The 22,921-nt window shown below is 33.9% G+C and carries 24 protein-coding genes; 11 read left to right on the top strand and 13 right to left on the bottom strand.

The window, feature by feature from the left end; genetic code table 11:
• The first annotated feature begins 181 nt into the window (after positions 1 to 181).
• Positions 182 to 1,753: a ribonuclease Y gene (gene rny / locus AC2A1D_RS05835; RefSeq protein ID WP_484042691.1), complete on the top strand. Its 1,572-nt coding sequence runs from the start codon at positions 182 to 184 to the stop codon at positions 1,751 to 1,753.
• 96 nt (positions 1,754 to 1,849) lie between these two features.
• Here the strand turns inward: rny and AC2A1D_RS05840 are convergent, their stop codons facing one another.
• Both AC2A1D_RS05840 and AC2A1D_RS05845 read right to left on the bottom strand, forming a co-directional pair.
• A complete protein-coding gene (locus AC2A1D_RS05840) occupies positions 1,850 to 2,641 on the bottom strand; it encodes a sugar phosphate isomerase/epimerase family protein (protein WP_484042692.1) in 792 nt (263 codons plus the stop codon).
• A gap of 80 nt (positions 2,642 to 2,721) precedes the next feature.
• Positions 2,722 to 3,189 (bottom strand): acyl-CoA thioesterase, encoded by a 468-nt coding sequence (locus tag AC2A1D_RS05845; protein ID WP_484042693.1) that lies wholly within the window; start codon positions 3,187 to 3,189, stop codon positions 2,722 to 2,724.
• A gap of 109 nt (positions 3,190 to 3,298) precedes the next feature.
• Here AC2A1D_RS05845 and AC2A1D_RS05850 point away from each other — a divergent pair, with 109 nt between their 5' ends.
• Positions 3,299 to 3,652, top strand: a complete 354-nt coding sequence (locus tag AC2A1D_RS05850; RefSeq protein WP_484042694.1) for an arsenate reductase family protein — start codon at positions 3,299 to 3,301, stop codon at positions 3,650 to 3,652.
• A gap of 278 nt (positions 3,653 to 3,930) precedes the next feature.
• Here the strand turns inward: AC2A1D_RS05850 and gcvT are convergent, their stop codons facing one another.
• The 3 genes from gcvT to idi are packed head-to-tail and all read right to left on the bottom strand — an operon-like array spanning position 3,931 to position 6,024.
• Positions 3,931 to 5,004 carry a glycine cleavage system aminomethyltransferase GcvT gene (gene gcvT, locus AC2A1D_RS05855; RefSeq protein WP_484042695.1) on the bottom strand — a complete coding sequence of 358 codons (1,074 nt, stop codon included), beginning with the start codon at positions 5,002 to 5,004 and terminating at the stop codon, positions 3,931 to 3,933.
• A 24-nt stretch (positions 5,005 to 5,028) separates the two neighbouring features.
• Positions 5,029 to 5,505 carry a hypothetical protein gene (locus AC2A1D_RS05860; protein ID WP_484042696.1) on the bottom strand — a complete coding sequence of 159 codons (477 nt, stop codon included), beginning with the start codon at positions 5,503 to 5,505 and terminating at the stop codon, positions 5,029 to 5,031.
• A 9-nt stretch (positions 5,506 to 5,514) separates the two neighbouring features.
• On the bottom strand, positions 5,515 to 6,024 hold the full coding sequence (idi, locus tag AC2A1D_RS05865) for an isopentenyl-diphosphate Delta-isomerase (protein WP_484042697.1): 510 nt from the start codon (positions 6,022 to 6,024) through the stop codon (positions 5,515 to 5,517).
• 240 nt (positions 6,025 to 6,264) lie between these two features.
• Between idi and AC2A1D_RS05870 the strand changes: the two genes are divergently transcribed.
• On the top strand, positions 6,265 to 6,669 hold the full coding sequence (locus tag AC2A1D_RS05870) for an LNS2 domain-containing protein (protein ID WP_484042698.1): 405 nt from the start codon (positions 6,265 to 6,267) through the stop codon (positions 6,667 to 6,669).
• Between the two features lie 101 nt (positions 6,670 to 6,770).
• The gene (locus AC2A1D_RS05875) at positions 6,771 to 7,730 is read left to right on the top strand and encodes a D-2-hydroxyacid dehydrogenase (RefSeq protein ID WP_484042699.1); all 960 of its coding nucleotides are present in this window, start codon (positions 6,771 to 6,773) and stop codon (positions 7,728 to 7,730) included.
• Between the two features lie 169 nt (positions 7,731 to 7,899).
• On the opposite strand, the gene mscL is transcribed toward AC2A1D_RS05875, so the two are convergent.
• Positions 7,900 to 8,346, bottom strand: coding sequence for a large conductance mechanosensitive channel protein MscL (gene mscL, locus AC2A1D_RS05880; RefSeq protein WP_484042700.1), 447 nt, complete (start codon positions 8,344 to 8,346; stop codon positions 7,900 to 7,902).
• A gap of 135 nt (positions 8,347 to 8,481) precedes the next feature.
• Between mscL and AC2A1D_RS05885 the strand changes: the two genes are divergently transcribed.
• Positions 8,482 to 9,999, top strand: coding sequence for an NAD(P)H-hydrate dehydratase (locus AC2A1D_RS05885; protein ID WP_484042701.1), 1,518 nt, complete (start codon positions 8,482 to 8,484; stop codon positions 9,997 to 9,999).
• Positions 10,000 to 10,062: 63 nt separating this feature from the next.
• On the opposite strand, the gene lgt is transcribed toward AC2A1D_RS05885, so the two are convergent.
• Entirely contained in the window at positions 10,063 to 10,911 is an 849-nt protein-coding gene (lgt, locus tag AC2A1D_RS05890) for a prolipoprotein diacylglyceryl transferase (RefSeq protein ID WP_484042860.1), read from the bottom strand.
• Between the two features lie 424 nt (positions 10,912 to 11,335).
• Positions 11,336 to 11,581: a membrane protein insertion efficiency factor YidD gene (gene yidD, locus AC2A1D_RS05895; protein ID WP_484042702.1), complete on the bottom strand. Its 246-nt coding sequence runs from the start codon at positions 11,579 to 11,581 to the stop codon at positions 11,336 to 11,338.
• 172 nt (positions 11,582 to 11,753) lie between these two features.
• Here yidD and AC2A1D_RS05900 point away from each other — a divergent pair, with 172 nt between their 5' ends.
• Positions 11,754 to 13,031 carry a replication-associated recombination protein A gene (locus AC2A1D_RS05900; RefSeq protein ID WP_484042703.1) on the top strand — a complete coding sequence of 426 codons (1,278 nt, stop codon included), beginning with the start codon at positions 11,754 to 11,756 and terminating at the stop codon, positions 13,029 to 13,031.
• 57 nt (positions 13,032 to 13,088) lie between these two features.
• Here the strand turns inward: AC2A1D_RS05900 and AC2A1D_RS05905 are convergent, their stop codons facing one another.
• Positions 13,089 to 13,526: a hypothetical protein gene (locus AC2A1D_RS05905; protein WP_484042704.1), complete on the bottom strand. Its 438-nt coding sequence runs from the start codon at positions 13,524 to 13,526 to the stop codon at positions 13,089 to 13,091.
• A gap of 292 nt (positions 13,527 to 13,818) precedes the next feature.
• Positions 13,819 to 14,229 carry an acyl-CoA thioesterase gene (locus AC2A1D_RS05910; RefSeq protein ID WP_484042705.1) on the bottom strand — a complete coding sequence of 137 codons (411 nt, stop codon included), beginning with the start codon at positions 14,227 to 14,229 and terminating at the stop codon, positions 13,819 to 13,821.
• A gap of 136 nt (positions 14,230 to 14,365) precedes the next feature.
• Here AC2A1D_RS05910 and dnaA point away from each other — a divergent pair, with 136 nt between their 5' ends.
• The 3 genes from dnaA to AC2A1D_RS05925 all read left to right on the top strand — a co-directional run bounded on the left by dnaA (position 14,366) and on the right by AC2A1D_RS05925 (position 17,095).
• A complete protein-coding gene (gene dnaA / locus AC2A1D_RS05915; RefSeq protein ID WP_484042706.1) occupies positions 14,366 to 15,820 on the top strand; it encodes a chromosomal replication initiator protein DnaA in 1,455 nt (484 codons plus the stop codon).
• A 93-nt stretch (positions 15,821 to 15,913) separates the two neighbouring features.
• Positions 15,914 to 16,375, top strand: coding sequence for a low molecular weight protein-tyrosine-phosphatase (locus AC2A1D_RS05920; protein ID WP_484042707.1), 462 nt, complete (start codon positions 15,914 to 15,916; stop codon positions 16,373 to 16,375).
• Between the two features lie 21 nt (positions 16,376 to 16,396).
• Positions 16,397 to 17,095 carry an SAM-dependent methyltransferase gene (locus AC2A1D_RS05925; RefSeq protein WP_484042708.1) on the top strand — a complete coding sequence of 233 codons (699 nt, stop codon included), beginning with the start codon at positions 16,397 to 16,399 and terminating at the stop codon, positions 17,093 to 17,095.
• A 7-nt stretch (positions 17,096 to 17,102) separates the two neighbouring features.
• Here the strand turns inward: AC2A1D_RS05925 and AC2A1D_RS05930 are convergent, their stop codons facing one another.
• Positions 17,103 to 17,969, bottom strand: coding sequence for a DUF4349 domain-containing protein (locus tag AC2A1D_RS05930; RefSeq protein WP_484042709.1), 867 nt, complete (start codon positions 17,967 to 17,969; stop codon positions 17,103 to 17,105).
• A gap of 68 nt (positions 17,970 to 18,037) precedes the next feature.
• Between AC2A1D_RS05930 and AC2A1D_RS05935 the strand changes: the two genes are divergently transcribed.
• Entirely contained in the window at positions 18,038 to 19,105 is a 1,068-nt protein-coding gene (locus AC2A1D_RS05935; RefSeq protein WP_484042710.1) for a DUF2891 domain-containing protein, read from the top strand.
• Positions 19,106 to 19,172: 67 nt separating this feature from the next.
• On the opposite strand, the gene AC2A1D_RS05940 is transcribed toward AC2A1D_RS05935, so the two are convergent.
• A complete protein-coding gene (locus tag AC2A1D_RS05940; RefSeq protein WP_484042711.1) occupies positions 19,173 to 19,646 on the bottom strand; it encodes an Mpo1 family 2-hydroxy fatty acid dioxygenase in 474 nt (157 codons plus the stop codon).
• 174 nt (positions 19,647 to 19,820) lie between these two features.
• On the opposite strand from AC2A1D_RS05940, the gene AC2A1D_RS05945 reads away from it, so the two are divergent.
• Positions 19,821 to 20,525, top strand: a complete 705-nt coding sequence (locus tag AC2A1D_RS05945; protein WP_484042712.1) for a class I SAM-dependent methyltransferase — start codon at positions 19,821 to 19,823, stop codon at positions 20,523 to 20,525.
• 217 nt (positions 20,526 to 20,742) lie between these two features.
• On the opposite strand, the gene metG is transcribed toward AC2A1D_RS05945, so the two are convergent.
• Positions 20,743 to 22,779, bottom strand: a complete 2,037-nt coding sequence (metG, locus tag AC2A1D_RS05950) for a methionine--tRNA ligase (RefSeq protein ID WP_484042713.1) — start codon at positions 22,777 to 22,779, stop codon at positions 20,743 to 20,745.
• Positions 22,780 to 22,921 lie beyond the last annotated feature (142 nt).

Raw genomic sequence — 22,921 nt, forward strand, 5'->3', positions numbered from 1 at the left:
ATTAAAGGTAAACTCAACGCTAAACAATTACCGAACAAATGTCTCCTGAATGGCGCGCCGACTCGCTCGGATTACAGACAGAAGAAATCAGTTCAAATCGTGTTGATTAGGAGTTTACTCTCAATCCCTGAATTGTTGTAGGCTTTTTTTATGTATTAAAAGACAATTAAACTCAATATATATGACAGCAACAGCTATTATCATAGGTGTGATTTGCCTAGTAATTGGTGCAGCGGTAGGAATTTTATTTTCCAAAAGCTCACTCAATACAAAGGCAAAATTCATCATCGATGATGCCAAGAAAAACGCAGACAACCTTATTGAAAAAGCCACAGTACAGGCTGAATCTATAAAAAAAGAAAAACACCTTCAGGCAAAAGAAAAGTTCTTGGAACTGAAGTCTCAGCACGATGCAGACATTCAATCTCGCGAAAAGAAAATGCAAGAGGCTGAAAAACGTACAAAAGACAAAGAAAATAAGCTTAATGATGAGCTTAGCAAGACTGGAAAGCTTGAGAAGGATTTAGACCGTCAAATCGCAGATTATGCTAAGAAAAACGAGATTCTAGACAAAAAGCAACAAGAACTTGATTCAGCAACTGCAAAGAAGGTAGAAATGCTGGAAAAAATCGCAAACTATACCGCAGATGAAGCTAAAGCAGAATTGGTAGAAACCATGAGAGCAGAAGCTAAAACTAGAGCTCAGGCGCACGTGCAGAGCATTATGGAAGAAGCTCAGCTTAATGCTAAAAATGAAGCTAGAAAAATCGTTATTCAAACGATTCAGAGAATTGGTACAGAACAGGCAATTGAAAACTCTGTTTCTGTTTTCAATATTGAATCAGACGAAGTAAAAGGTAGAATTATCGGTAGAGAGGGTAGAAATATCCGTGCTTTAGAATCTGTAACGGGTGTTGAAATTATCGTAGATGATACTCCTGAAGCAATTCTTCTTTCTTGTTTCGACCCTGTAAGAAGGGAGATTGCAAGATTGTCACTTCACAGATTAGTTACAGATGGTAGAATTCACCCTGCAAGAATCGAAGAAGTTGTTGAAAAAACAAGAAAACAAATCGAAGAAGAAATTATCGAAGTTGGAAAAAGAACCATTATCGATTTAGGAATTCACGGTCTTCACCCAGAATTGGTAAAAATCGTTGGTAGGATGAAGTATCGTTCTTCTTACGGGCAAAATTTACTTCAACACTCAAGAGAAGTTGCGAATATCGCTGCAACAATGGCTGCAGAATTAGGCTTAAATGTAAAAATGGCGAAAAGAGCAGGTCTTCTTCATGATATTGGTAAAGTTCCGGAGCAAGAATCTGAACTTCCGCACGCTTTATTAGGAATGCAGTGGGCTGAAAAATACGGTGAAAATCCTGAAGTAGTAAATGCAATCGGAGCTCACCACGACGAAGTAGAAATGACATCTTTATTGTCTCCAATCATTCAGGTTGCCGATGCAATTTCTGGAGCAAGACCAGGAGCAAGAAGACAGGTTTTAGAATCTTACATCCAAAGATTGAAAGATTTAGAATCTGCTGCATTAAGCTTCGACGGAGTTTCTTCAGCATACGCAATTCAGGCAGGTAGAGAGTTGAGAGTAATGGTAGAAAGCGGAAAAGTGAACGACGAGCAATCTGCACAACTTTCTTACGACATCTCAGAGAAAATTCAGAATGAATTGACGTATCCAGGACAAGTAAGAGTTACTGTAATTAGAGAAACAAGAGCCGTAAATATCGCAAGATAATTTTCAGCTTTACAATAGCTAAAAACCCTTTCAAGAAATTGAAAGGGTTTTGTTTTTACCTAAAATAGGTTTGAATTTTTTTGAAATCAGTTTAAATTAAAAAGTAAAATAAGTGTTTTCGAGTATGTATTTTTTGCTTTGCTTAATGCTTTCAAAAATATCTTTATCACTAGAATCTTGTTCAACAAACCAATGTTTTAACCCTGCTTTTTCACGCATGGCAAAAATTCTTTTAAAATCTATTGTTCCGCTTCCTACTTCTGCAAAGTTTTGAGATTGCGCTTGCATATCCTTCACATGCCACAAAGGGAAACGTTTGGGATACTTTTCGAAATAATCTAAAGGATCTAAGCCTGCCTTGGAAATCCAATATAAATCTAGTTCCATCTTAACTAGATTTTCTGGGGTGTTTTTTAAAATAAAATCATAAAAAGTATTTTCGGCATCCATTTTTTCGAATTCAAAATCATGGTTATGATACGCTAGTTGAATTCCTTTTTGATGGGCGGTTTCGCCTGCTTTTTCTAGAATTTCAGGCAATTTTTTATAATTTTCCAAGGTGCGTTCTGCTTCTGGTAAATAAGCACAAACTGCATATTGAGCATCAACAAAATTTAAGTCGTCTAAAGTTTCGTTCCAGTTTTTTAAGAGTGTGCCGTTGCCGTGATCGGTAATTCCTGTTACATGATGAGAACTGATAATTTTTTGACCGTTGTTATCTAAAATTGTTTTAAACTCTTTAGGCGTTTTTCCAAAAAAAGTGCCGTTGTAACCATAAATTTCTAAATCTTTAAAGCCTAAATTTGCGAGTTGCTCTAAGGTTTTTTCTAAATTTTGATTAATAGAATCTCGTACAGTGTATAGCTGAATTGCCAGTTTTGTTTTCATCGAAGATGATTTTGAAATTCCGCAGGAATAAAGACCTAAAATCCCTAAAGAAGATAATTTGATAAACTCTTTGCGATCCATTATAAAAACGGCTTCATTTCGTCTTCTATTTGAGTTCTAAGCTGCATTAAGCGGATTGCATATTGCTCTTGCTGTTTTTCTTCGTCGGTTTCAGGAATCCACTTTGGGACGGTAAGTTTTTTACCGTTTTCGTCTACCGCAACAAATACAATAATGCAATGTGTTTTTTTATCGAATTTTGGCTGTTTTAAACTCCTTGAAAATACATTTATCGAAATATGCATACTCGAAGAACCGGTGTAAATTACCTGTGCTTCTACTTTTACCAGTTCACCAATTTTGATGGGTTCGTAAAAACGAATTCCTCCCACGTAAACGGTTACAGAATAATTTCCGCTCCATGTTGTTGCGCAAGCATAACCGGCTTGGTCAATCCATTTCATAACGCTTCCTCCGTGTACATTTCCTCCGTAATTTACATCTGATGGCTCAGAGATAAACTGGAAAGTAATAGGTTTGTTGTCCATTAATTCTAATTTTTATTAAAGGTATTTAATATTTTTTGAATTACTGATTTTTAATGGTCATTTTGTAGATTTCTTAATTTTTCCCTTATTTTTGGGCTAAATTTTATTTATGAAGAAAGTTTTTCACCTTAATACTTGCGATACTTGCAGGAAAATTTTAGCACAGTTCGATTTATCTGATTGGGAAAAAAGAGAAATCAGGAAAGAGCCAATTACCAAAGAAGAATTAGACGAAATGTACCAACATACAAAGTCTTATGAAGCTTTATTCAGCCGAAAATCTACACAAATTAAATTGAGAGGTTTGGATGTGAAATCTTTATCGGAAAACGATTTTAAAGACCTTATTTTAGACCATTATACTTTTTTGAAGCGCCCGGTTTTTATAACTGATAAAGAGATTTTTATTGGAAATGAAAAGAAAAATGTTGAGGCTTTGAAAGTATTTTTCGGAGTGGAGTAGGATTGTACGAATTTTTTAAGTTAAACCTAACGGGGTTTTCAAAACCCGTTAGGTTTTTTTGCCAACAGCAAAAAGTTGTTCAAAATAGACAAAAAATGAAAAAGAAAAACAACTTGTAACTAGCCCGGATAGAAACGGCATCCTTTTTTGGTAGTTGGCGGAACGAAGAGAAGAACACTACCAAAAAAGATACAGTGGATAGCCGGATTAAGCTCCTGAAAAAGAAAAAATCCGCTCTGCAAAACTGCAAAACGGATTTTCAAAATATCTAAATTTCCTTATACAAAAGGCGCTTTCACCACTTTTGCAGGAATATTTTTGTTTCTTACTTGGATGAAGATTTCAGAACCCAATTTGAAGTGTGGTTTGTCTACATAAGCAAGACCTAAACCTACTTTTTTCATCGGAGACTGCGTTCCAGAAGTTACTTTTCCGATTACGTTTCCTTCTGCGTCTACAACAGGGTAGTCGTGTCTTGGAACTCCTTTGTCTGTTAATTCAAAACCTACTAATTTTCTGGTAACACCTTCTTCTTTTTGCTTAGCGAAAGTTTCTTTAGATACGAAATCTTTATCGAATTTTGTAATCCAACCTAAACCTGCTTCAATAGGAGAAGTAGTGTCGTCGATATCGTTTCCGTAAAGGCAGAATCCTTTTTCAAGTCTTAAAGTATCTCTTGCAGCCAATCCGCAAGGAATGATGTCTTCTGCACCAGCGTCGATGATGGCGTCCCAAAGTTGTTCTGCAGCTTCGTTTTTGAAATAAATTTCGAAACCACCGCTTCCTGTGTAACCTGTGTTTGAAATAATAACATCTGAAACTCCTGCAACAGAACCTACCGTAAAGTTGTAGTAAGGAATTTCTGAAAGGTTAGTTTCTGTAAGTTTCTGAAGAATTTCAGTCGCTTTTGGACCTTGTACCGCCAATAAAGACATTTCGTCTGAAGCATTGGTCATTTTCGCACCAAAAGTGTTGAATTTTGAAATGTGATTCCAGTCTTTATCGATGTTTGAAGCATTTACTACGACAAAATATTTATCGTCTTCCATTTTGTAAACAATTAAATCGTCTACAATACCTCCGTTTTCGTTTGGAAGGCAAGAATATTGTGCTTTTCCGTTTTCTAGAGCATCTACATTGTTAGTTGTAACGTATTGCAAAAGGTCTTTAGAACCTGCTCCTTCTACGAAAAACTGTCCCATGTGAGAAACATCAAACAAACCTGCTTTTTCTCTTACTGCAAAATGCTCTTCCGTAACTCCGGAATATTGCACAGGCATTTCAAATCCTGCGAAAGGTACGATTTTAGCTCCTAGAGAAACGTGTTTGTCGTACAATGCTGTTTTCTTCATACTTATTTTTAGTTAAATTTATTTCTATTTTTTTACTTTAAAACTTTCAAATGTTTCATTGAATAGTTTCATATAATTTCCGTTCCAGTGTTTTTGCTCACAGTTAATCGAGACAATAAAAAGGTCTTTATCTTTTTGCAAAACCTTGGTAATCCAGAATAGTTTTTCTTTCTCTTCAAAATACTCGTAAAAGTATTCTGTATATCCTTTTTTACCGTTTTTCGTTTTGATTTTTGCTTCATCATCAGAAGAATGGTACAAGGCAAGGATAAACTTTTTCACTTCATTTTTAGGCAACTCTAAACCGTGATATTCTGAGATGGTAATTGCGCCAATTTGGCTACTCGGGAAGATATTCACAATACCTTCATTATCTGTTGCTTTCCACATTTCAGGTTTTTCAATAGAGTAGTTTTCACTTTCATAAACCTCGGTGCCTAAATGCTGGGAAAACAAAAAGCTTCCTGCAAAAATAAAAGCGGTGAATAAAATTTTTTTCATTTGTGTGTGTTAAAAATGATGTTTGTATTCTTCGAGAATAATCTTAAACCATTCGGTAAAATGTTCCGGATTTTCGCTCATTTCTTTATCTAAATCTTCCAAAGAAACAAATCGTACCTCTTCTACCTCGTCTTTATTAAGATTAAATTCTGCGTTGTAGTTTCCTATAAAAACGTGGTCTAATTCATGCTCCCACAAACCGCCACCAACATCTGCTTTATAAATAAAATGGAATTTTTCTGTAAGCTCAGTTTCAATGCCCAATTCTTCTTTCAGTCTTCGTTTTGCACCATCAAGATAAGTTTCCCCATTTCGTGGGTGTGAACAGACTGCATTGGTCCATTGTAGAGGAGAATGATATTTTTTTTCGGCTCTTTTCTGCAATAGCATTTCTCCGTTTTCATTAAAAAGAAATACTGAGAAAGCACGGTGTAGCAAGCCGTTTACATGAGCTTGCTGTTTTTCCATTAGGCCTAAAACATTATCTTCTGTGTTTACTAAAACTACCAGTTCTTCCATTCCGACAAATTTAAGTTTAAAAGGTGATTTTGTAAAATAAATGTTTAATTTTTTTAATAATTATGAAATATTGGGAAGTTTTAAAAGTATTTATTTTTTTTATTTTTTATTAAAAATGTAAGGAAAGCCCCTGAAATTTGTGGCTGTACATAAATTTTTCGTTAAATTTTTCATATTACTTAAGATTATAACCATGGTTTGAATGAGAAACATTAACTTTGCACTTTAAAATTTTGAGTGATGGAACTAGATTATATTGAGCATATCAGTCCGATTCTGAAAGACGGAATTAAAAATTATCTAATCGATATCGACGGAACAATTACAGATGATGTTCCCAATGAAGAGCCAGAAAGAATGGTAACTTGTGAGCCTTTCCCGGATGCATTAGCTACAATCAATAAATGGTACGACGAAGGGCACCAAATCTGTTTTTTCACTTCTAGAACAGAAAATCTAAAGCAAATTACAATCGACTGGCTAGACAAGCACGGTTTTAAATATCACAGTGTGCTTTGCGGAAAACCAAGAGGTGGAAACTATCACTGGATAGACAATCATTTGGTGAGAGCGACAAGATACAAAGGTAAATTTACCGACCTTATCGAGAAACAGGTAACCATTGAAGTTTTTAAAGAAGATTAAATTATAAAAAGGGTTTAAAAATTAAATAGAAAGGTTCACGCCTCAAAAATCTTTTAGTTTTTAAATCTTTTTGCATTTTTAAAATAGGATATATATTATTTATGAAAGTTTTAGCAAACGACGGTTTAGATCAGTCTGGAATTGATGCATTAAGAGAAAAAGGGTTTGAAGTAATTACAGACAAGGTACCTCAAGAGTTGTTGTTGGATTATATTAACGAACATCAGGTGAAAACTCTTTTGGTAAGAAGTGCAACGCAGGTAAGAAAAGATATTATTGATAACTGCCCGTCTTTAGAAATTATTGGTAGAGGTGGTGTTGGTATGGATAATATTGATGTTGAATACGCTAGAGAAAAAGGTATTCATGTAATCAATACACCGGCTGCATCTTCAGAATCTGTAGCTGAGTTGGTTTTTGCTCACTTGTTTTCAGGGGCTAGATTTTTACAAGATTCAAACAGAAAAATGCCTGTTGTAGGTGATACTGAATTTGCTTCTCTAAAGAAAGCTTACGCTGCCGGAATCGAATTGAAAGGAAAAACGATTGGTATCGTTGGAATGGGAAGAATCGGTCAGGAAGTAGCTAAAATTGCTCTAGGACTTGGGATGAGAGTAATTGCAGCAGATTCTAACGTGGGTAAAGCAAGTATTAAAGTTACGTTTTACAACAAACAATATATTAATGTTGATATTGAAACAGAGCCATTGCACGATGTTTTAAAACATGCTGATTTTATCACGCTTCACGTTCCAGCTCAAAAAGATGGATACATGATTGGGACTGAAGAATTTAAGATCATGAAAGACGGAGTTGCTATTGTAAACTGTTCTAGAGGAGGTGTGATCGATGAAACCGCATTAATTGCTGCTTTAGATTCTGGAAAAGTAAGATTTGCAGGATTAGACGTTTTCATCGGAGAGCCAAAACCTTCAAAAGAAATTTTAACGCATTCTAAAATATCTTTAACTCCGCATACAGGAGCTTCAACTTTGGAAGCACAAGATAGAATCGGACTTTCTTTAGCAGACCAGATTTCTAGTATTTTACAAATTCAGTAATAGCTCGGTTTGTTTAAATAATCTTTGTGTTTAAAGATTAGAAAGTGTCTCGAAGGAACCGCTTAGTAAAGGATAGGATAAAATCCTATCAAAAATAGATTAGTGTGATTATTCATAAAAAGCCCGGCGCAACGAAGTTGCGCCGGGCTTTTTCTTTATTGGTAAAAAATTATTTATTCTTCTTCAATTCGTCGCGAATCTCCGCAAGAAGCACTTCCGTTGCACTTGGTGCAGCAGGAGCTTCCGGAGCTGCAGCTTCTTCTTTTTTCATTTTATTGATTGCTTTTACCATCATAAATACAACCAACGCCAACAAGAAAAAGTTAATCGCCACGGTAATGAAGTTTCCATATGCAAAAATAGCAGCATCTGGAGCTAATTCCTTAGCTTTTGCAAGTGTAGCTCCCGCAGGAATGTTTTCTGCGCCTTTTCCCATAGCAAAATAAATGCTACTGAAATCTGGCTTTCCAACAATTGCCGCTACAATTGGCATAATTAAGTCATCAATTACACTGGTAACAATCTTGCCGAAGGCGCCACCGATGATTACACCGACAGCCAAGTCAAACGCGTTGCCTTTAATGGCAAACTCTCTAAATTCTTTAACAAATCCCATAATTTATATTTTTAATTGTTTTCAGGCAAAAATATCAATTTATAAATAGTATCAAAATAATTTCGGTATTTTTTTTAATTCATACCATCTCGTTTTTTTAATAATTATCTTTAAATTTAGTAAAAATCATTCAAGATGAAAATTTTTAGTGTTAAAAATATTAAATCTGCAGATTTATATACCATTCAAAATGAGCCTGTTTCTTCTGTGAATTTAATGGAAAGAGCAGCAAGTAAGTGCGTAGAATGGATTTTAGACAACTGTAACAACCATACAAAGTTTGCTGTTTTTTGTGGTAATGGAAATAATGGAGGAGATGGCTTTGCCATCGCAAGACTGTTGTATTTAAAAGGTAAAGACGTAGATGTTTTTATAGAAAAAGAAAATGAAAAATTTTCTCCTGATGCTTTGGTTAATTTTAAAAGAGCCAAAGAAATTTCTGGAATCGATATTTTTGATTTTCATGAAATTCATACTTATCAATTTAATTCTAAAACCATAATTATTGATGCTATTTTCGGAACTGGTTTATCGAGAAAATTGGAAGGAGCTCAAAAAAAAATTGTTGAAGATTTAAAGCATATTCAATGTCCAAAAATTTCAATCGACATTCCATCCGGAATGTGTGCCGACGAATTGAATGACAAAGACGATATGATTTTTCAAGCAGATTTTACGCTTACTTTTCAGTTTTGGAAAAAAGCGTTTCTTCATCCTGAATTTGGTGGTTTTGTTGGTGAAGTTAAGGTATTGGATATCATTCTCAGCAAAGAATTTATTCAAAACACAATTACCAATAATTTTGTGATTGACGAGGATTTAATTTCTCAAATTTTTAAACCAAGAAATGAATTTTCCCATAAAGGAAACCATGGAAAAACGGTGATCGTTGGCGGAAGTTATGGTAAAATAGGAGCTGTTGTTTTATCTACAAAATCAGCTTTGAGAGCGGGTTCGGGGTTAACATTTTCATTAGCGCCAAATTGTGGAAACGTCATTTTGCAAACAAGTGCACCGGAATCGATGTTTATTAATGGTGGCGAAAAAATGATTGAAGAAATTGAACAAATAGATAATGCAATCTACGGAATCGGTCCGGGGTTAGGAACTAACAACGAAACTTCAAAAGCTTTACTTGAATTTTTAAAAACTCAAACAAAAGCACTGGTTCTTGACGCCGATGCGCTGAATATTATTTCGACTCACTCTGAAAATCTAAAATTAATTCCTAAAAATTCAATAATTACTCCACACCCAAAAGAATTTGAAAGACTTTTTGGGAAAACTGAAAATTCATTTCAAAGGCTAGAATTGGCAAAAATGAAAGCCAAAGAACTGGAAATTTATATAGTTTTAAAAGACCATCACACCCAAATTATCAATCCTGAATCGAATGTTTATTACAATATTACGGGAAATTCAGGTTTGGCAAAAGGCGGAAGTGGCGATATTTTAACCGGAATTATCACCTCGTTTTTAGCTCAAAAGTATAGTTCTGAAGAAGCTGCTGTTTTGGGAGTTTGGCTTCATGGGAAAGCGGCAGATTTTGCGGCAGAAAAGCATTCAAAAGAAGCGATGCAGCCTTCTGATGTTATTAATGAAATCGGGAATGTTTTTCTAGAACTCAACAAAAAAGCCACAACTCAGTTGTGACTTTTTAATATTGATAGCAAAATTTTTTGGTTTAGCTTAAAAAAGCTGCCAATTGCTATTGATTTATTCAGGTTTACCGTTTTCTTCTTCGGTGATTTTAAAGTTTTTGGAGTAAATCATAATTACTAAACCAGCCACCATAAAAGGAATAGAAAGGATTTGTCCTGTATTTAAACCTCCAAATGAAATGAATTCTTCTCCTTGAGGTTCTTTCAAAAATTCTACAAAAAATCTTATAGCCCAAAGAATAATAAAAAACAAACCGAATAACCAACCTTGTTGATATTTTTTATCGGTTTTTCTATACAAGAACCATAAAAGTACAAACAGTAAAACGTATCCTATGGCTTCAAAAAGTTGTCCTGGAAATCTTGGAACTGTCAAGCCGTACTCGTCGCTCATTTGTGGAAAAAGAATAGCAAAAGGTGAGTTTGGATCTGCTGGTTTACCAATAATTTCAGAGTTGAAAAAATTACCCAATCTTACAAAAGCACCTCCTAAAGCCACCACAATTCCTAATCTGTCGTACACCCAAAAAGGATTTTTCTTAATGATGTTAAACGAGTAATATAGCGTGGTGAAAATTAAAGCGATTGTTGCGCCATGACTTGCCAAACCTGAAAATCCAGTAAATTCAAATTCTGGTTTTGTTCTGATAGGAAGAAAAACACTTAGGAAATCTTGTTTAAAAAGCTCTGGCTGATAAAAAATTACATGTCCTAATCTTGCACCAAGAATAGTTCCGATAAGTGTCCATGTAAAAAGTGGATCAAGATATTTTTGATTTACATTGTCGATTTTGAAAATTTTCGTCATTAAAATATATCCGAAACCAAAAGCAAAAACAAACATTAAACTATAAAAATGCAATGTAAAAGGTCCTAAATGAATTCCTACAGAAGGATCCCAAATTTTGTAAGTTGTTTCTAAAGAAACTTGATCGCTATCTTTTAAAGGCTGCTTAGACTTAACAAAGTATTTAAAATCTTCTTTATTTCCTGTCGGTTTAAAGTTTTTATCTAAAAACTGATATCCTTTTTGTTTTAAAATCATAAAAGAATTATCATAAAAAGCTCCTAAACCATTTTTAGACTCAAGATTTGCAGAGTTGATGATTACTAAACTATTGCCTATTTTTTTACCAGCAAAAGAAGCAAAAGTTTGTGCATCTGTTGTAGAGAAAACCTTTACTGGTACTTTTTGGCTGTTTACAATTAAATCTGCATCAGAAACTCCATCTGGATAATTCTGAGCAAACATATTTTGCACAAAAAATGCAAAAATCAAAAGATAAATTCTAAAGAATATGTTATTCATTATAAAAATGTTTTAAACTTTATTTTTTTTTCGGCGGAACAGGATCATAGCCACTTCCTCCCCATGGATGGCATCTCGCAATTCTTTTCGTGCCCATCCAAAGTCCTTTAAAAATGCCATGAGTTTGCAACGCTTCTATCATATAATGCGAGCAAGTTGGTTCATAACGGCAATTTTTGGGAAGTAAAGGCGAGATAAACCATTGGTAAAACCTAACGAGGATTACCAAAGGGAAAGTAATGATCTTGTTAATTCTGCTTTTCAAAACATTGCAAAAGTAGGGTAAAAATTTGAAAATTAGTTTAAATTTGTTGGAAGTTTAGGGTTGCGAATTGTTGCTTTTAGTGTTAATTCTAATGCTTTTCAATATTTGTTATGATATAGATTGTAACAGGAAAATCCCTTAATCGGTTTTTATAATTTCTAATATTAAAATTTTGACTCAAAATATTCCTTTAGCTGAAAAATTAAGACCAAAAACTTTAGACGATGTTTTAGGACAGGAGCATCTTACTGGTGAAAACGGCACCATTAGAAAAATGCTTCAAAATGATACGTTGAATTCATTAATTTTTTGGGGACCTCCCGGAACAGGAAAAACAACGCTTGCAGAAATTATTTCGGAAAAATCTGGACGAAAATTTTTTAAACTTTCTGCTGTTTCTTCTGGCGTAAAAGATGTACGAGACGTAATTGAAGATGCCAAAAAGCAAAATCTTTTTTCAGGAAAATCTCCGATTTTATTTATTGATGAAATTCACAGATTTAATAAATCTCAACAAGATTCTCTACTTCATGCGGTAGAAAAAGGTTGGGTGGTTTTAATTGGTGCAACTACCGAAAATCCAAGTTTTGAAGTGGTTTCGGCATTGCTTTCTAGAAGTCAGGTGTACGTATTGAAAGCTTTAACGTATGAGAAATTAGAAGAACTCATCGATATTGCCCTTGAAAGATTTAATAAAGATGAAAAAACTGATTTTACGATAAAAGACAAACAAGCTTTCATACAATATTCTGGCGGAGACGGTAGAAAATTGATTAATTCTGTGGAGTTGGTTTTGAATCAGTTCAAAAATTCATCAAAAAAAGAAATTGATAATGATGATGTGATGTCGGTTCTTCAAGAAACAATGGCGCTGTATGATAAAAATGGAGAGCAGCATTATGATATTATTTCTGCCTTCATTAAATCGATGAGAGGCGGCGATCCGAATGGAGCGGTTTATTGGTTAGCTCGAATGATTGCGGGCGGAGAAGATATCAAGTTTATAGCAAGAAGAATGTTGATTTTAGCTTCGGAAGACATTGGTTTGGCAAATCCAAATGCGTTGGTTGTAGCCAATAATTGTTTCCAAGCTGTGAATGTGATTGGAAATCCCGAAGCAAGGATTATTTTGAGTGAAACGGCAATTTATTTGGCAGTTTCTCCTAAAAGTAATTCGGCGTACATGGCGATTAACGAAGCTTTGGCTTTTGTAAAACAGACCGGAAATTTACCTGTTCCGCTGCATTTAAGAAACGCGCCTACAAAGTTGATGAAAGATTTAGATTATGGTAAAGAATATAAATATGCCCATTCTTACGAAGGTAATTTTGTAGAGCAAGATTTTTTACCCGAAGAAATTAAAGATTTGAAATTCTACGAACCCGGAAATAATTCTACTGAGAAAAAGATTTATGAAGAGCTCAAGAAAAAGTGGCAGAACAAATACTAAAAAACGGAAAAGGATATTCAATTTGAATATCCTTTTCTCTATAATGTATGGCAATATTTATTTTTTCATACTTGTAATGAAAAGAGTTTTCTTTCCATTATAATCTTTTACTTCAGCTTTAGCCATCAAGTCTGCAAAGATGTTTGTTTTTGTGTCTGCAAACTCGTATCCGTCGATTAAAACAGGAGTTTCTGCAGCCACACCATTTTGCTTGTTAAGTTCGCTTAAGCTAATGAAATCTAAAGTTCCATATTCTTTTTTAAATTTTACAGCAGCAAGACCATTTTCTGCAAGAAAGCTGAATTTTTTCAAATCCTGCGGTAGAGCAGCAGATGTTTTGTACACATTTACACTCTGTACAAATTCTTTTCTAGCATCAAACATTGCAACAGTACCAATGTTACCATTTGCAACAGCAAATTTGGTAGAAGGGTCTTTTTGTGCAAAAATGCTTACCGACGCAAACAAAAATAAAGAGTAAAGAAGTTTTTTCATAGTTGGAATATATCTGGATTAAATACTCGATAAATATACATGTTTTTTTCTTGATAACAATGCAATTTATTATTTTTTATTGCTCGTTTTGAGTTGAAATAGAAAAACACTACTGAAAACAGTAGTGTTTAAAGGAATGTTATTTAGTTGGGGTTGTTTTAAATTTTTATTATCAAAGATTTCTCATTTTAACATCAAATTTTATGCCTTGATGGTGAGTTATCAATTGATAGTTTTAATTATTACAATTACTTAAATTCTATTGTGTATAAAGTACCAATTCATACCTTTTTTAGATAATCCAATTCTTCTGTATAAATTCCATAAGAAAATCCGGACATTTTATGATTTTGTTGGTTTCAGAATCTAAGAAAAACAAAGTAGTACGTGCTTCAGTAATCTTTATTTTATCAGAATTGAAAATTTCATATCTAAATTCAATTTTTACTCCGGGTAATTTTTCCACAAAAGTGTGAATGGTTAATTCTTCATCGTAAAAAGCTGGTTTTAAATACTTAATATTGTACTCAGAAACAGGAAGCAAAATTCCACGGTTTTCAATCTCGTTATAAGAAATTCCTATGCTTCGGAAAAGTTCCACGCGCGCAACTTCCAGATACTCTGCATAGTTACCGTAATAGACGTATTTCATGGGATCTGTTTCTCCGTAACGTACTCGTAATGAGTGAGTTGTATGTATCATAATAACTTAGAAAATATACATACAAATATATTTTTAAATAATCAATAGGAGCAACATTTTTTTTTAAAAAGAAAAAAGTAGACATTTGCTGTCCACCTTTTTTTAACGAACAACTAAGCAATATCAGGGCATAAATATGAATGAAAATTTGATGATGATATGGCAAAATTGCCTTCAGTTTATGAGAGACAATCTCAATGCTGCTGAAGATAATTCTGACCTGAAAAAACTAGAAAAATCCTTCGATTTACTATTCGACAAAGTACAGCCAGTTTCACTGGTTGACAATAATCTTACGTTGATAGTTCCGAGTGATTTTTATAAAGAATATATAGAAGATAACTATTTGTCTTTACTTTCTGCTGCCCTGAAGAAGTATATTGGCAAAGGTGTTAAGCTTTGGTATTCTGTAATGGAAAATAAACCATCGGGACAGGAAAAACCTGTTACGATGAATATGAAAGGAAAAACTGTACCTACCCCAAAAGTACAGGAGACAATGCCACAAGGGTTTTCGGCAAATATTGTAAATCCTTTCGTAGTACCGGGAATTAAAAAAGTAAACATAGACTCTAATCTAAAGTCTGATTTTTCTTTTGATAATTATGTAGAAGGGGAGAGTAATAAGTTTGCTTCTACTGTAGCGAAATCGATTGCCAAAAGACCAGGAGCAACAGCATTTAACCCACTTTTTTTATACGGAGGATACGGTGTCGGAAAAACTCACTTAGGCCAAGCTGTAGGTTTAGAAGTAAAAAGCCAGTTTCCAGATAAAGTAGTTTTATACTTATCTTCTGAGAAGTTTATTCAGCAGTTTATTTCTGCTGCAAAAGCACATAAGCAAACAGAATTTGCCAACTTTTATCAGATGGTAGATGTGTTAATTATCGACGATATTCAGTTCCTTTCTGGAAAATCGGCAACGCAGGATAGTTTCTTCCATATTTTTGATTATTTACATCAAAACGGAAAACAGATTATCCTTACTTCAGATAAAGCTCCTGCAGATATTATGGATATTCAAGACAGGATTGTTTCTCGTTTTAAATGGGGACTTTCTGCAGAGATCAAATCTCCTGACTTGGAAACACGTAAAAAAATTATTGAAGATAAACTAAGTCGTGATGGTATTGTATTAACAGATGATATGCTTGATTTCTTGGCTGCTGAAGCGAAGACCAATGTAAGAGAGCTTATTGGTGTTATTAATTCTGTAATTGCGTATTCTACGATTTATAAATCAGATTTAAGTCTTGAATTACTAAAAGACACCATCAATAAGATTGCAGCCAATCAAAAGAAGATTATCAATATTCCTTATATTCAGGAGGTAGTTTGCGATTATTTCGGGATCAAAAGAGAGCAACTTCTTTCAAAAACTAGAAAAAGAGAGATTGCACTTCCTAGACAATTGGCAATGTATTTTGCAAAAGAATTTACCAACTCTACTTTCACTAAAATTGGTGAAGAAATGGGGGGGAAAGACCACTCTACAGTAATGTACGCTTGTGAGACAATAAAAGATGTTTCTAAGATCGATAAGGAAGTGAAAAAATACGTAAAAGATTTAACAGAAAGAATTAAACACTAAGGAAAATTTTACAACTTATATAAAAATGAAGGATAGATTTATTCTTCATTTTTTATTTTTGCATAAAATCAAATATCAAATATCAACTATCAAATGAAATTGTTAATGGTTTGCCTCGGCAATATTTGCAGAAGTCCGCTTGCGGAAGGAATAATGAAGTCTAAACTACCTCAAAGCTTTGAGGTAGATTCAGCCGGAACCATCGATATGCACGAAGGAAGCAAACCCGACAAAAGATCGATAGAAGTGGCAAGAAAATACGGTTTAGATATTTCAAACCAAAAATCAAGACCAATTACAGCAAAAGATTTAGATATTTTCGATAGAATTTTCTGTATGGATAAAAATAATCTTCGCGATGTACTTTCGATTGCTATAACAGACGAGCAGAGAAAAAAAATCTCTTTATTGATGCAAGATTTACATCTCAATCAATTTCCTGCGGAAGTTCCGGATCCTTATTGGAGCGGAGCAGAAGGTTTTGATCAAGTTTTTAAACAAATTGATGAAGCCTGTGAAATTATTTCAAAACAATTGATTCAAACTCAACCTTAACCTTAACCTTAACCTCAAACCATGCTTTTTTTAATCCCAGCTTATCTCTCAGAAAATACATCGATCACTCATTTTGCTCCGGTAATTAAAGATTACATTATGCAAACTGATTATTTCTTTGTGGAAAACGAAAAGACAGCCAGAAAAGTGGTGAAGTTTTTTGCGCCAGAGAAAAAACAGGCAGATTTAAAACTGTTTTTACTCGATAAATACACAGAAAATGCAGATGTGAAAGAAGCGCAAGAGTTGATGCTGAAAGGTCAAGATTTTGGTTTGCTTTCAGAGGCTGGTTTGCCGTGTATTGCAGATCCGGGAAATTTAATGGTGAAATGGTGCCATGAGAGAAATATAAAAGTAGTGCCAATTTCAGGGCCGTCTTCGATTATTTTAGCATTAATTTCGAGTGGTTTTAACGGACAAGAATTTACGTTTAACGGATATTTGCCTATAGATAAAAGTGAAAAGAAAAAGCAGATTCTTCAGCTTGAAAATTTGGTTCAGAAAACAGGATATTCACAGATTTTTATGGAAACTCCGTACAGAAATAACCAACTTTTTGAAGATTTAACTAAATTTTTATCGCCGAATACAAAACTGTGTATCGCCGCAAATATTAACGATCCAGAAACTGAATTTATCAAAACAAAAACCATTAAAGAATGGCAAAAACAAAAACCGGAACTTCATAAAATTCCGGCTGTATTTGTTTTAGGTAAATAGTTGATTTCTAATATTTTTCGTTGTTTTTCTTGGCTTGTTTTCGAAGTTTCCATTTCTTCCATAAAAATAAAATTACTGGGATGAAAAGTAGAAAGGGCCAGAACGAAATAATGCCAAGAATAAAGCCTACAAAACTGTTCCAACCTTCAGTTATTGAATCTCCAAAACGGCTTCCAAAACCTATTTTTGAAGTGGTGGAACTTCTTACTTTTTCTTTGAAAATAGTAAGGTCTAAACTGCTGTATTGCACTCGGTCGTCAATAAATTTAAGTCGTCGTTCAGAAATATCAATTTCGTCTTCCAATTCACGAATGTTTTCTTGAATTTCAAGCATATCTTTCGTGGTTTTGGCGCTTTTCAGCATGTCTCGATACTTCTCAAGATAAATTTTTTTGTTGGCTAATTTTATTGAAACATCGCTGTATTCTTCTGTGACATCGTCGGAAGAAATACTTTTCGAAATTACTGAACCCATTCCGTCTGAAAAAGAATTCACCAGTTTTTCAAAATTTTGATGTGGAACTCTAATCGTCATTCGTAGATTATCGGATTGATCAATATTTCTAAATCCTTCTGCTTGGATATATGCTTTATTTTCTTCAATGATTTTTAAAACTTGAGTTCGAGTCTTGTTAATGTCTCCAACTTGAACCGTCATTTCCCCATTTTTAATGATTTTTTTGTCGATTGTTTTGTTGGGATTTTCAAATTTAATATTTGCGTCTATTTTTTTATCACTTATTGAAGCTGCAGCAGGCTCTGCCAATTCAATATTTTCTAGGTTAACTTCCATTATTTTGTCTTCGGAAGCTACTTGTTTTTTACAGGAATAAATAAAAGAGAAAAAAGAAAGAGCGATAAATATATTTTTCATATAAAAGTTTTCAAAAGATTATCAAATATTATACTAAAATTTAAATATTTCTTTTTTATTTTTAAAGAATGAAAAAAAGTCTTGCTCTTTTAGGATTTCTAACAAATTTTTTATTTGCACAAGAAACGCCAACACTTACCGACGAAATGGCGGTGAAGCTTTCTGAAAAGCCACTACATTGTATCAATCAAGAATACCCGAATAAAACAGCACATATCATTAATAATTCTAATGAAGTACCGTTGAGCCCGAAAGAACTACATCCTAGTTTTTATGGCTGTTTCGATTGGCATAGCTCTGTTCATGGACATTGGATGTTGGTGCGACTTTTAAAAACAAAACCTAATTTATCGGTTTCAAAAGAAATTGAACAGATTTTAGATGAATCTTTTCAAAAAGAAAGATTACAGACAGAAGCAGATTATTTTTCAAAATATCAGTTAACAACAACGTTTGAGCGAACCTACGGTTGGGCTTGGCTTTTAAAATTAGACCAAGAATTGGCAACTTGGAACACTCCGAAAGCTAAAATTTGGCATCAGAATTTAAAGCCTTTAAGCGACAAAATTTTGAGTTCTTGGAAAGCCTATCTTCCGAAACAGACCTATCCAAACAGAACGGGAGTTCATCCAAATACCGCCTTTGCGATGGTTTTTGCATTAGATTGGGCAAGAGCTAATGGCGATAAAGTTTTTGAAAAAGAATTAGTAGAAAAAGCGAAATATTTTTACCTAAACAATACCAAAACTCCGGCTTATTTAGAGCCAGATGGTTCAGATTTTTTCTCGCCAAGTTTGGAAATTGCAGATTTGATGCGCCGAGTTTTGCCTCAAAAAGAATTTGTAAAATGGTTGGATGCTTTTTATGAAAAGAAAAGTATTGAAAATATTTCTCAAGTTCCGGTGGTGAGTGATTTAAATGATTATCAAACTGTACATTTAGTTGGTCTTTCCTTTACGAGAGCGTGGTGTATGAAAGGAATTTCAAAATCTTTACCCGAAAATCATCGTTGGAAAAAAGACTTTGAAACGAAAGCCAATATGTTTTTAAACAACGGTCTTCCGCTTTTATTTAAAGGGAATTATGGAGGCGACCATTGGTTGGCAAGTTTTGCGGTGTATGCATTGGATAATTGATTTTTTACTTCGCTAAAATGTTGGTGATGGAGCAGAAAACTGCTAAAATTATTGAAATAAAAACTGTTTAATATCGAATTCCAGCTTTTTTCAAAACGAAACTTAGAAGCCAAATCGGTCCAATCAAAAGAAACTGCAAATCTTTTAAAAAAGAAGGTTTTTTGCCCTCAATTTTGTGTCCCACAAATTGTAAAATCCAGGTGATGACAAAAACTGAAAGAAAGAGAATCCAAGATTGTGTTCCCAATTTTACATTGGCATAAGAAACAAAATGTTCCATAAGAAGCATTACGAAAATCATGATTACAGCAATTCGCCAAGATAATCTAAAGTAAAATACAGTAACCAAGCATATTGCAATAAAACTTGCAATGCTTAAAAATCCAAAATATTTTAGGTAAATATTCGGTGTAGGAATGTAAGAAATAAACCCTAGAATCGTCCAAAAAATAAGTGGCACACAAAACCAGTGAATCAGTTTGTTGGTAGAATTTCTGTGACTTTCGGCGTATTCTGCAAACAGCAAATCTATCTTTCTCATAGTTTCAATTTGGTGAAAGCTAAAATAATCATTTTTTGTAATCGGAAAAGACTTTCTTTATTTTTGTAAAGTAAAATCCTTAAGGTTTTGAAGATGAGTTGTTTGGGTTTTGTTGCTCTTTACTTTGAAAGTTATTATTCTTAAAACCTTTATCTTTGCACCACAATTACCACTATGAAAGACTTAATGGGTAAAGCGATTTGGGATTTTTATCATCATGAAAACCCAGAAGACTTACAGACCGAAACTTCTATTTCTGAGCTTGATGAACTTCCTGTTGCCTATCTTTTCAGAAACTTTGACGAGATGAATAATATCGAACGTAAAGCGCTAGAATTATCGAAAGGAAAAACGCTAGATATTGGAGCAGGAGCGGGTTCTCATGCATTGTATCTTCAAAATGAAAGGAATTTGGAGGTTATCGCTTTGGATATTTCTCCCAAATCTGTTGAGGTTTGTCAATTGAGGGGAATTCGCAGTGCGGTAGCGGAAAATATGCTTACTTTTTCTGGGGAAAACTACGATACGATTTTACTTTTGATGAATGGGACTGGGATTTTCCAAAGTTTAAAAGTGATTGATATTTATTTGAAAAAATTACATTCATTATTAAATGAAAACGGACAAGTTTTAATCGATAGCACCGATATTCTCTATATGTTTGATGAAGATGAAGACGGTGGTGTTTACATTCCTGCAGAAGGATATTATGGAGAACTCGATTATATTGTGCATTATAAAGGAGAGTCTGAAGACCCAATAAAATGGCTGTATTTAGATTTTAATACCTTGAAAAATGCCTCAGAAAATAATGGTTTCAAAATAGAAAAAATCTTGCAGGAAGAAGATTCTTATTTGGCGAGATTAACTAAGAAATAAAGTGTATGTCATTGCGATGAGCGAAGCGACGAAGCAATTTCTTAATAATCTTAGCAACTTAATATAAATCTTAATGTTTCAATTTTTTATCATTAAGTTATTGAAGAATTTAAACATTGCTATTAATTGAGATTACTTCATTCCTAGTAATGACAGGTAAATAACAAAACCACATGAAATTCATGTGGTTTTATCGTTTATTTAAAGCGCTGAAAACTTATCCAATCTCAATACCGTTCTCCACATTGCTGTCTTCTGGTGTTACGAAAGATAATTTCCCGTCTGGTTTTGTTGTTAATAAAAGCATACCTTGAGACTCAATTCCTCTAATTTTTCTTGGAGCTAAGTTTAACAAAATCATCACTTGTTTCCCAACAACTTCTTCAGGAGTAAAGCTCTCTGCAATCCCAGAAACTACCGTTCTTACATCAACACCAGTGTCTACCGTAAGTTTTAAAAGTTTATCTGCTTTTTCTACTTTTTCAGCTTCAAGAATAGTTGCTGTTCTCAAGTCGATTTTAGTAAAATCATCAAAAGTGATTTCTTCTTTCATAGGGTTTGCGTTAGGATTTGTTTTTTTATTGTTTTGTTTTGTATTCTCCAGTTTTTGGATTTGCTCTTCAATTACGCTGTCTTCAATTTTTGAGAAAAGAAGAGACGTTTCGTTGATTTTGTGACCAGTTTCCACTAGAACTGAAGTATTTTCTACCTTGCTCCAATCAGATTTTTCAACATTAAACATGGTTAAAAGTTTTTCTGAACTGAAAGGCATGAACGGTTCACATAATTGCGCTAAAGCTACGGCAATCTGAGCTCCAACAAATAAAGAATGTGCTGCTTTTTCTGGGTTGTCTTTAATGGTTTTCCAAGGCTCTTCTGTTTGAAGATATTGGTTTCCGAAACGTGCTAAATTCATTAAAGCGGTTAAAGAATTTCTGAATTCATAATTTTCTAAGAATCCTGCAACTTCTTTTGCTGCTTTGTTGATTTCGTTTAATTCAGGAGCATTTACATCACCTTGCGGAATAACGCCATCATAATATTTATGAATTAAAACCGCAACTCTGTTGATGAAGTTTCCGAAAATTCCAACCAATTCTGAGTTGTTTTTCGTTTGAAAATCCTTCCAAGTAAAGTTATTATCCTTTGTTTCTGGTGCAGACGAAAGAAGAGCGTATCTCAAAACATCTTGTTGCCCAGGGAAATCTTCCACATATTCGTGTGCCCAAACTGCCCAGTTTCTTGATGTTGAAATTTTATCATTTTCAAGGTTTAAGAATTCAAAAGCAGGTACATTTTTAGGCATAATGTAGTCGCCATGAGCTTTCATCATCGAAGGGAAAATAATACAATGGAATACAATATTGTCTTTCCCGATAAAGTGCACCAAATCTGATTCTTCGCTTTGCCAGTAATCTTTCCAGTTTTTACCGTTTTTCTCTGCCCATTCTTTGGTGAAAGAAATGTAACCAATTGGTGCGTCGAACCATACATAAAGTACTTTTCCCTCTGCTCCAGGAAGCGGAACCGGAACTCCCCAATTCAAATCTCTAGTCATTGCACGAGGTTTCAAACCGTCGTTCAGCCAAGATTTTACTTGTCCGTAAACATTGGTTTTCCAATCGTCTTTATGTCCTTCAATAATCCATTCATTAAGGAAATCTTCGTATTCATTTAAAGGTAAATACCAGTTTTTTGTTTCTTTTAGGATAGGAACATTTCCGCTCAACATCGATTTTGGATTAATCAATTCTGACGGTGAAAGAGTAGACCCGCATTTTTCACACTGGTCTCCGTATGCATTGTCGTTGCCACAGTTTGGGCAAGTTCCTACAATATATCTGTCTGCAAGGAATTCAGAAGCTTGCTCATCGAAATATTGCTCAGACATTTCTTCGGTAAATTTTCCTTTTTCATACAAAACTTTGAAGAAATCTTGGCTAGTTTCGTAATGGTTTTTAGAAGTAGTTCTGGAATATTCGTCGAAAGAAATTCCTAAATCTGCGAAAGACTTTTTAATGATTTCGTGATATTTATCAACGATATCTTGCGGCGTTACTCCTTCTTTTTTTGCTCTAATGGTAATGGGAATTCCGTGCTCATCAGAACCGCAGATAAACGCGACATCTTTTCCTAATCTTCTCTGAAATCTTGCATAGACATCTGCAGGGATATAAACTCCCGCCAAATGCCCTATATGAACCGGTCCATTTGCATAAGGCAATGCTGCCGTGATCAATTTTTTATTTGACATTATAGGTATTAAAATTTTAGATATGCAAAGATAATTATAATTTATCTAAACTGTAAGAAATGATTTTGTGGGAGGCTTGTCATATAATTCACCTTATAAATATTCATTTTGTTAAACGCTTGTTTGATTTTTTAGACATCTA

This window comes from Chryseobacterium sp. HNCC26DJ239, from assembly GCF_057180445.1.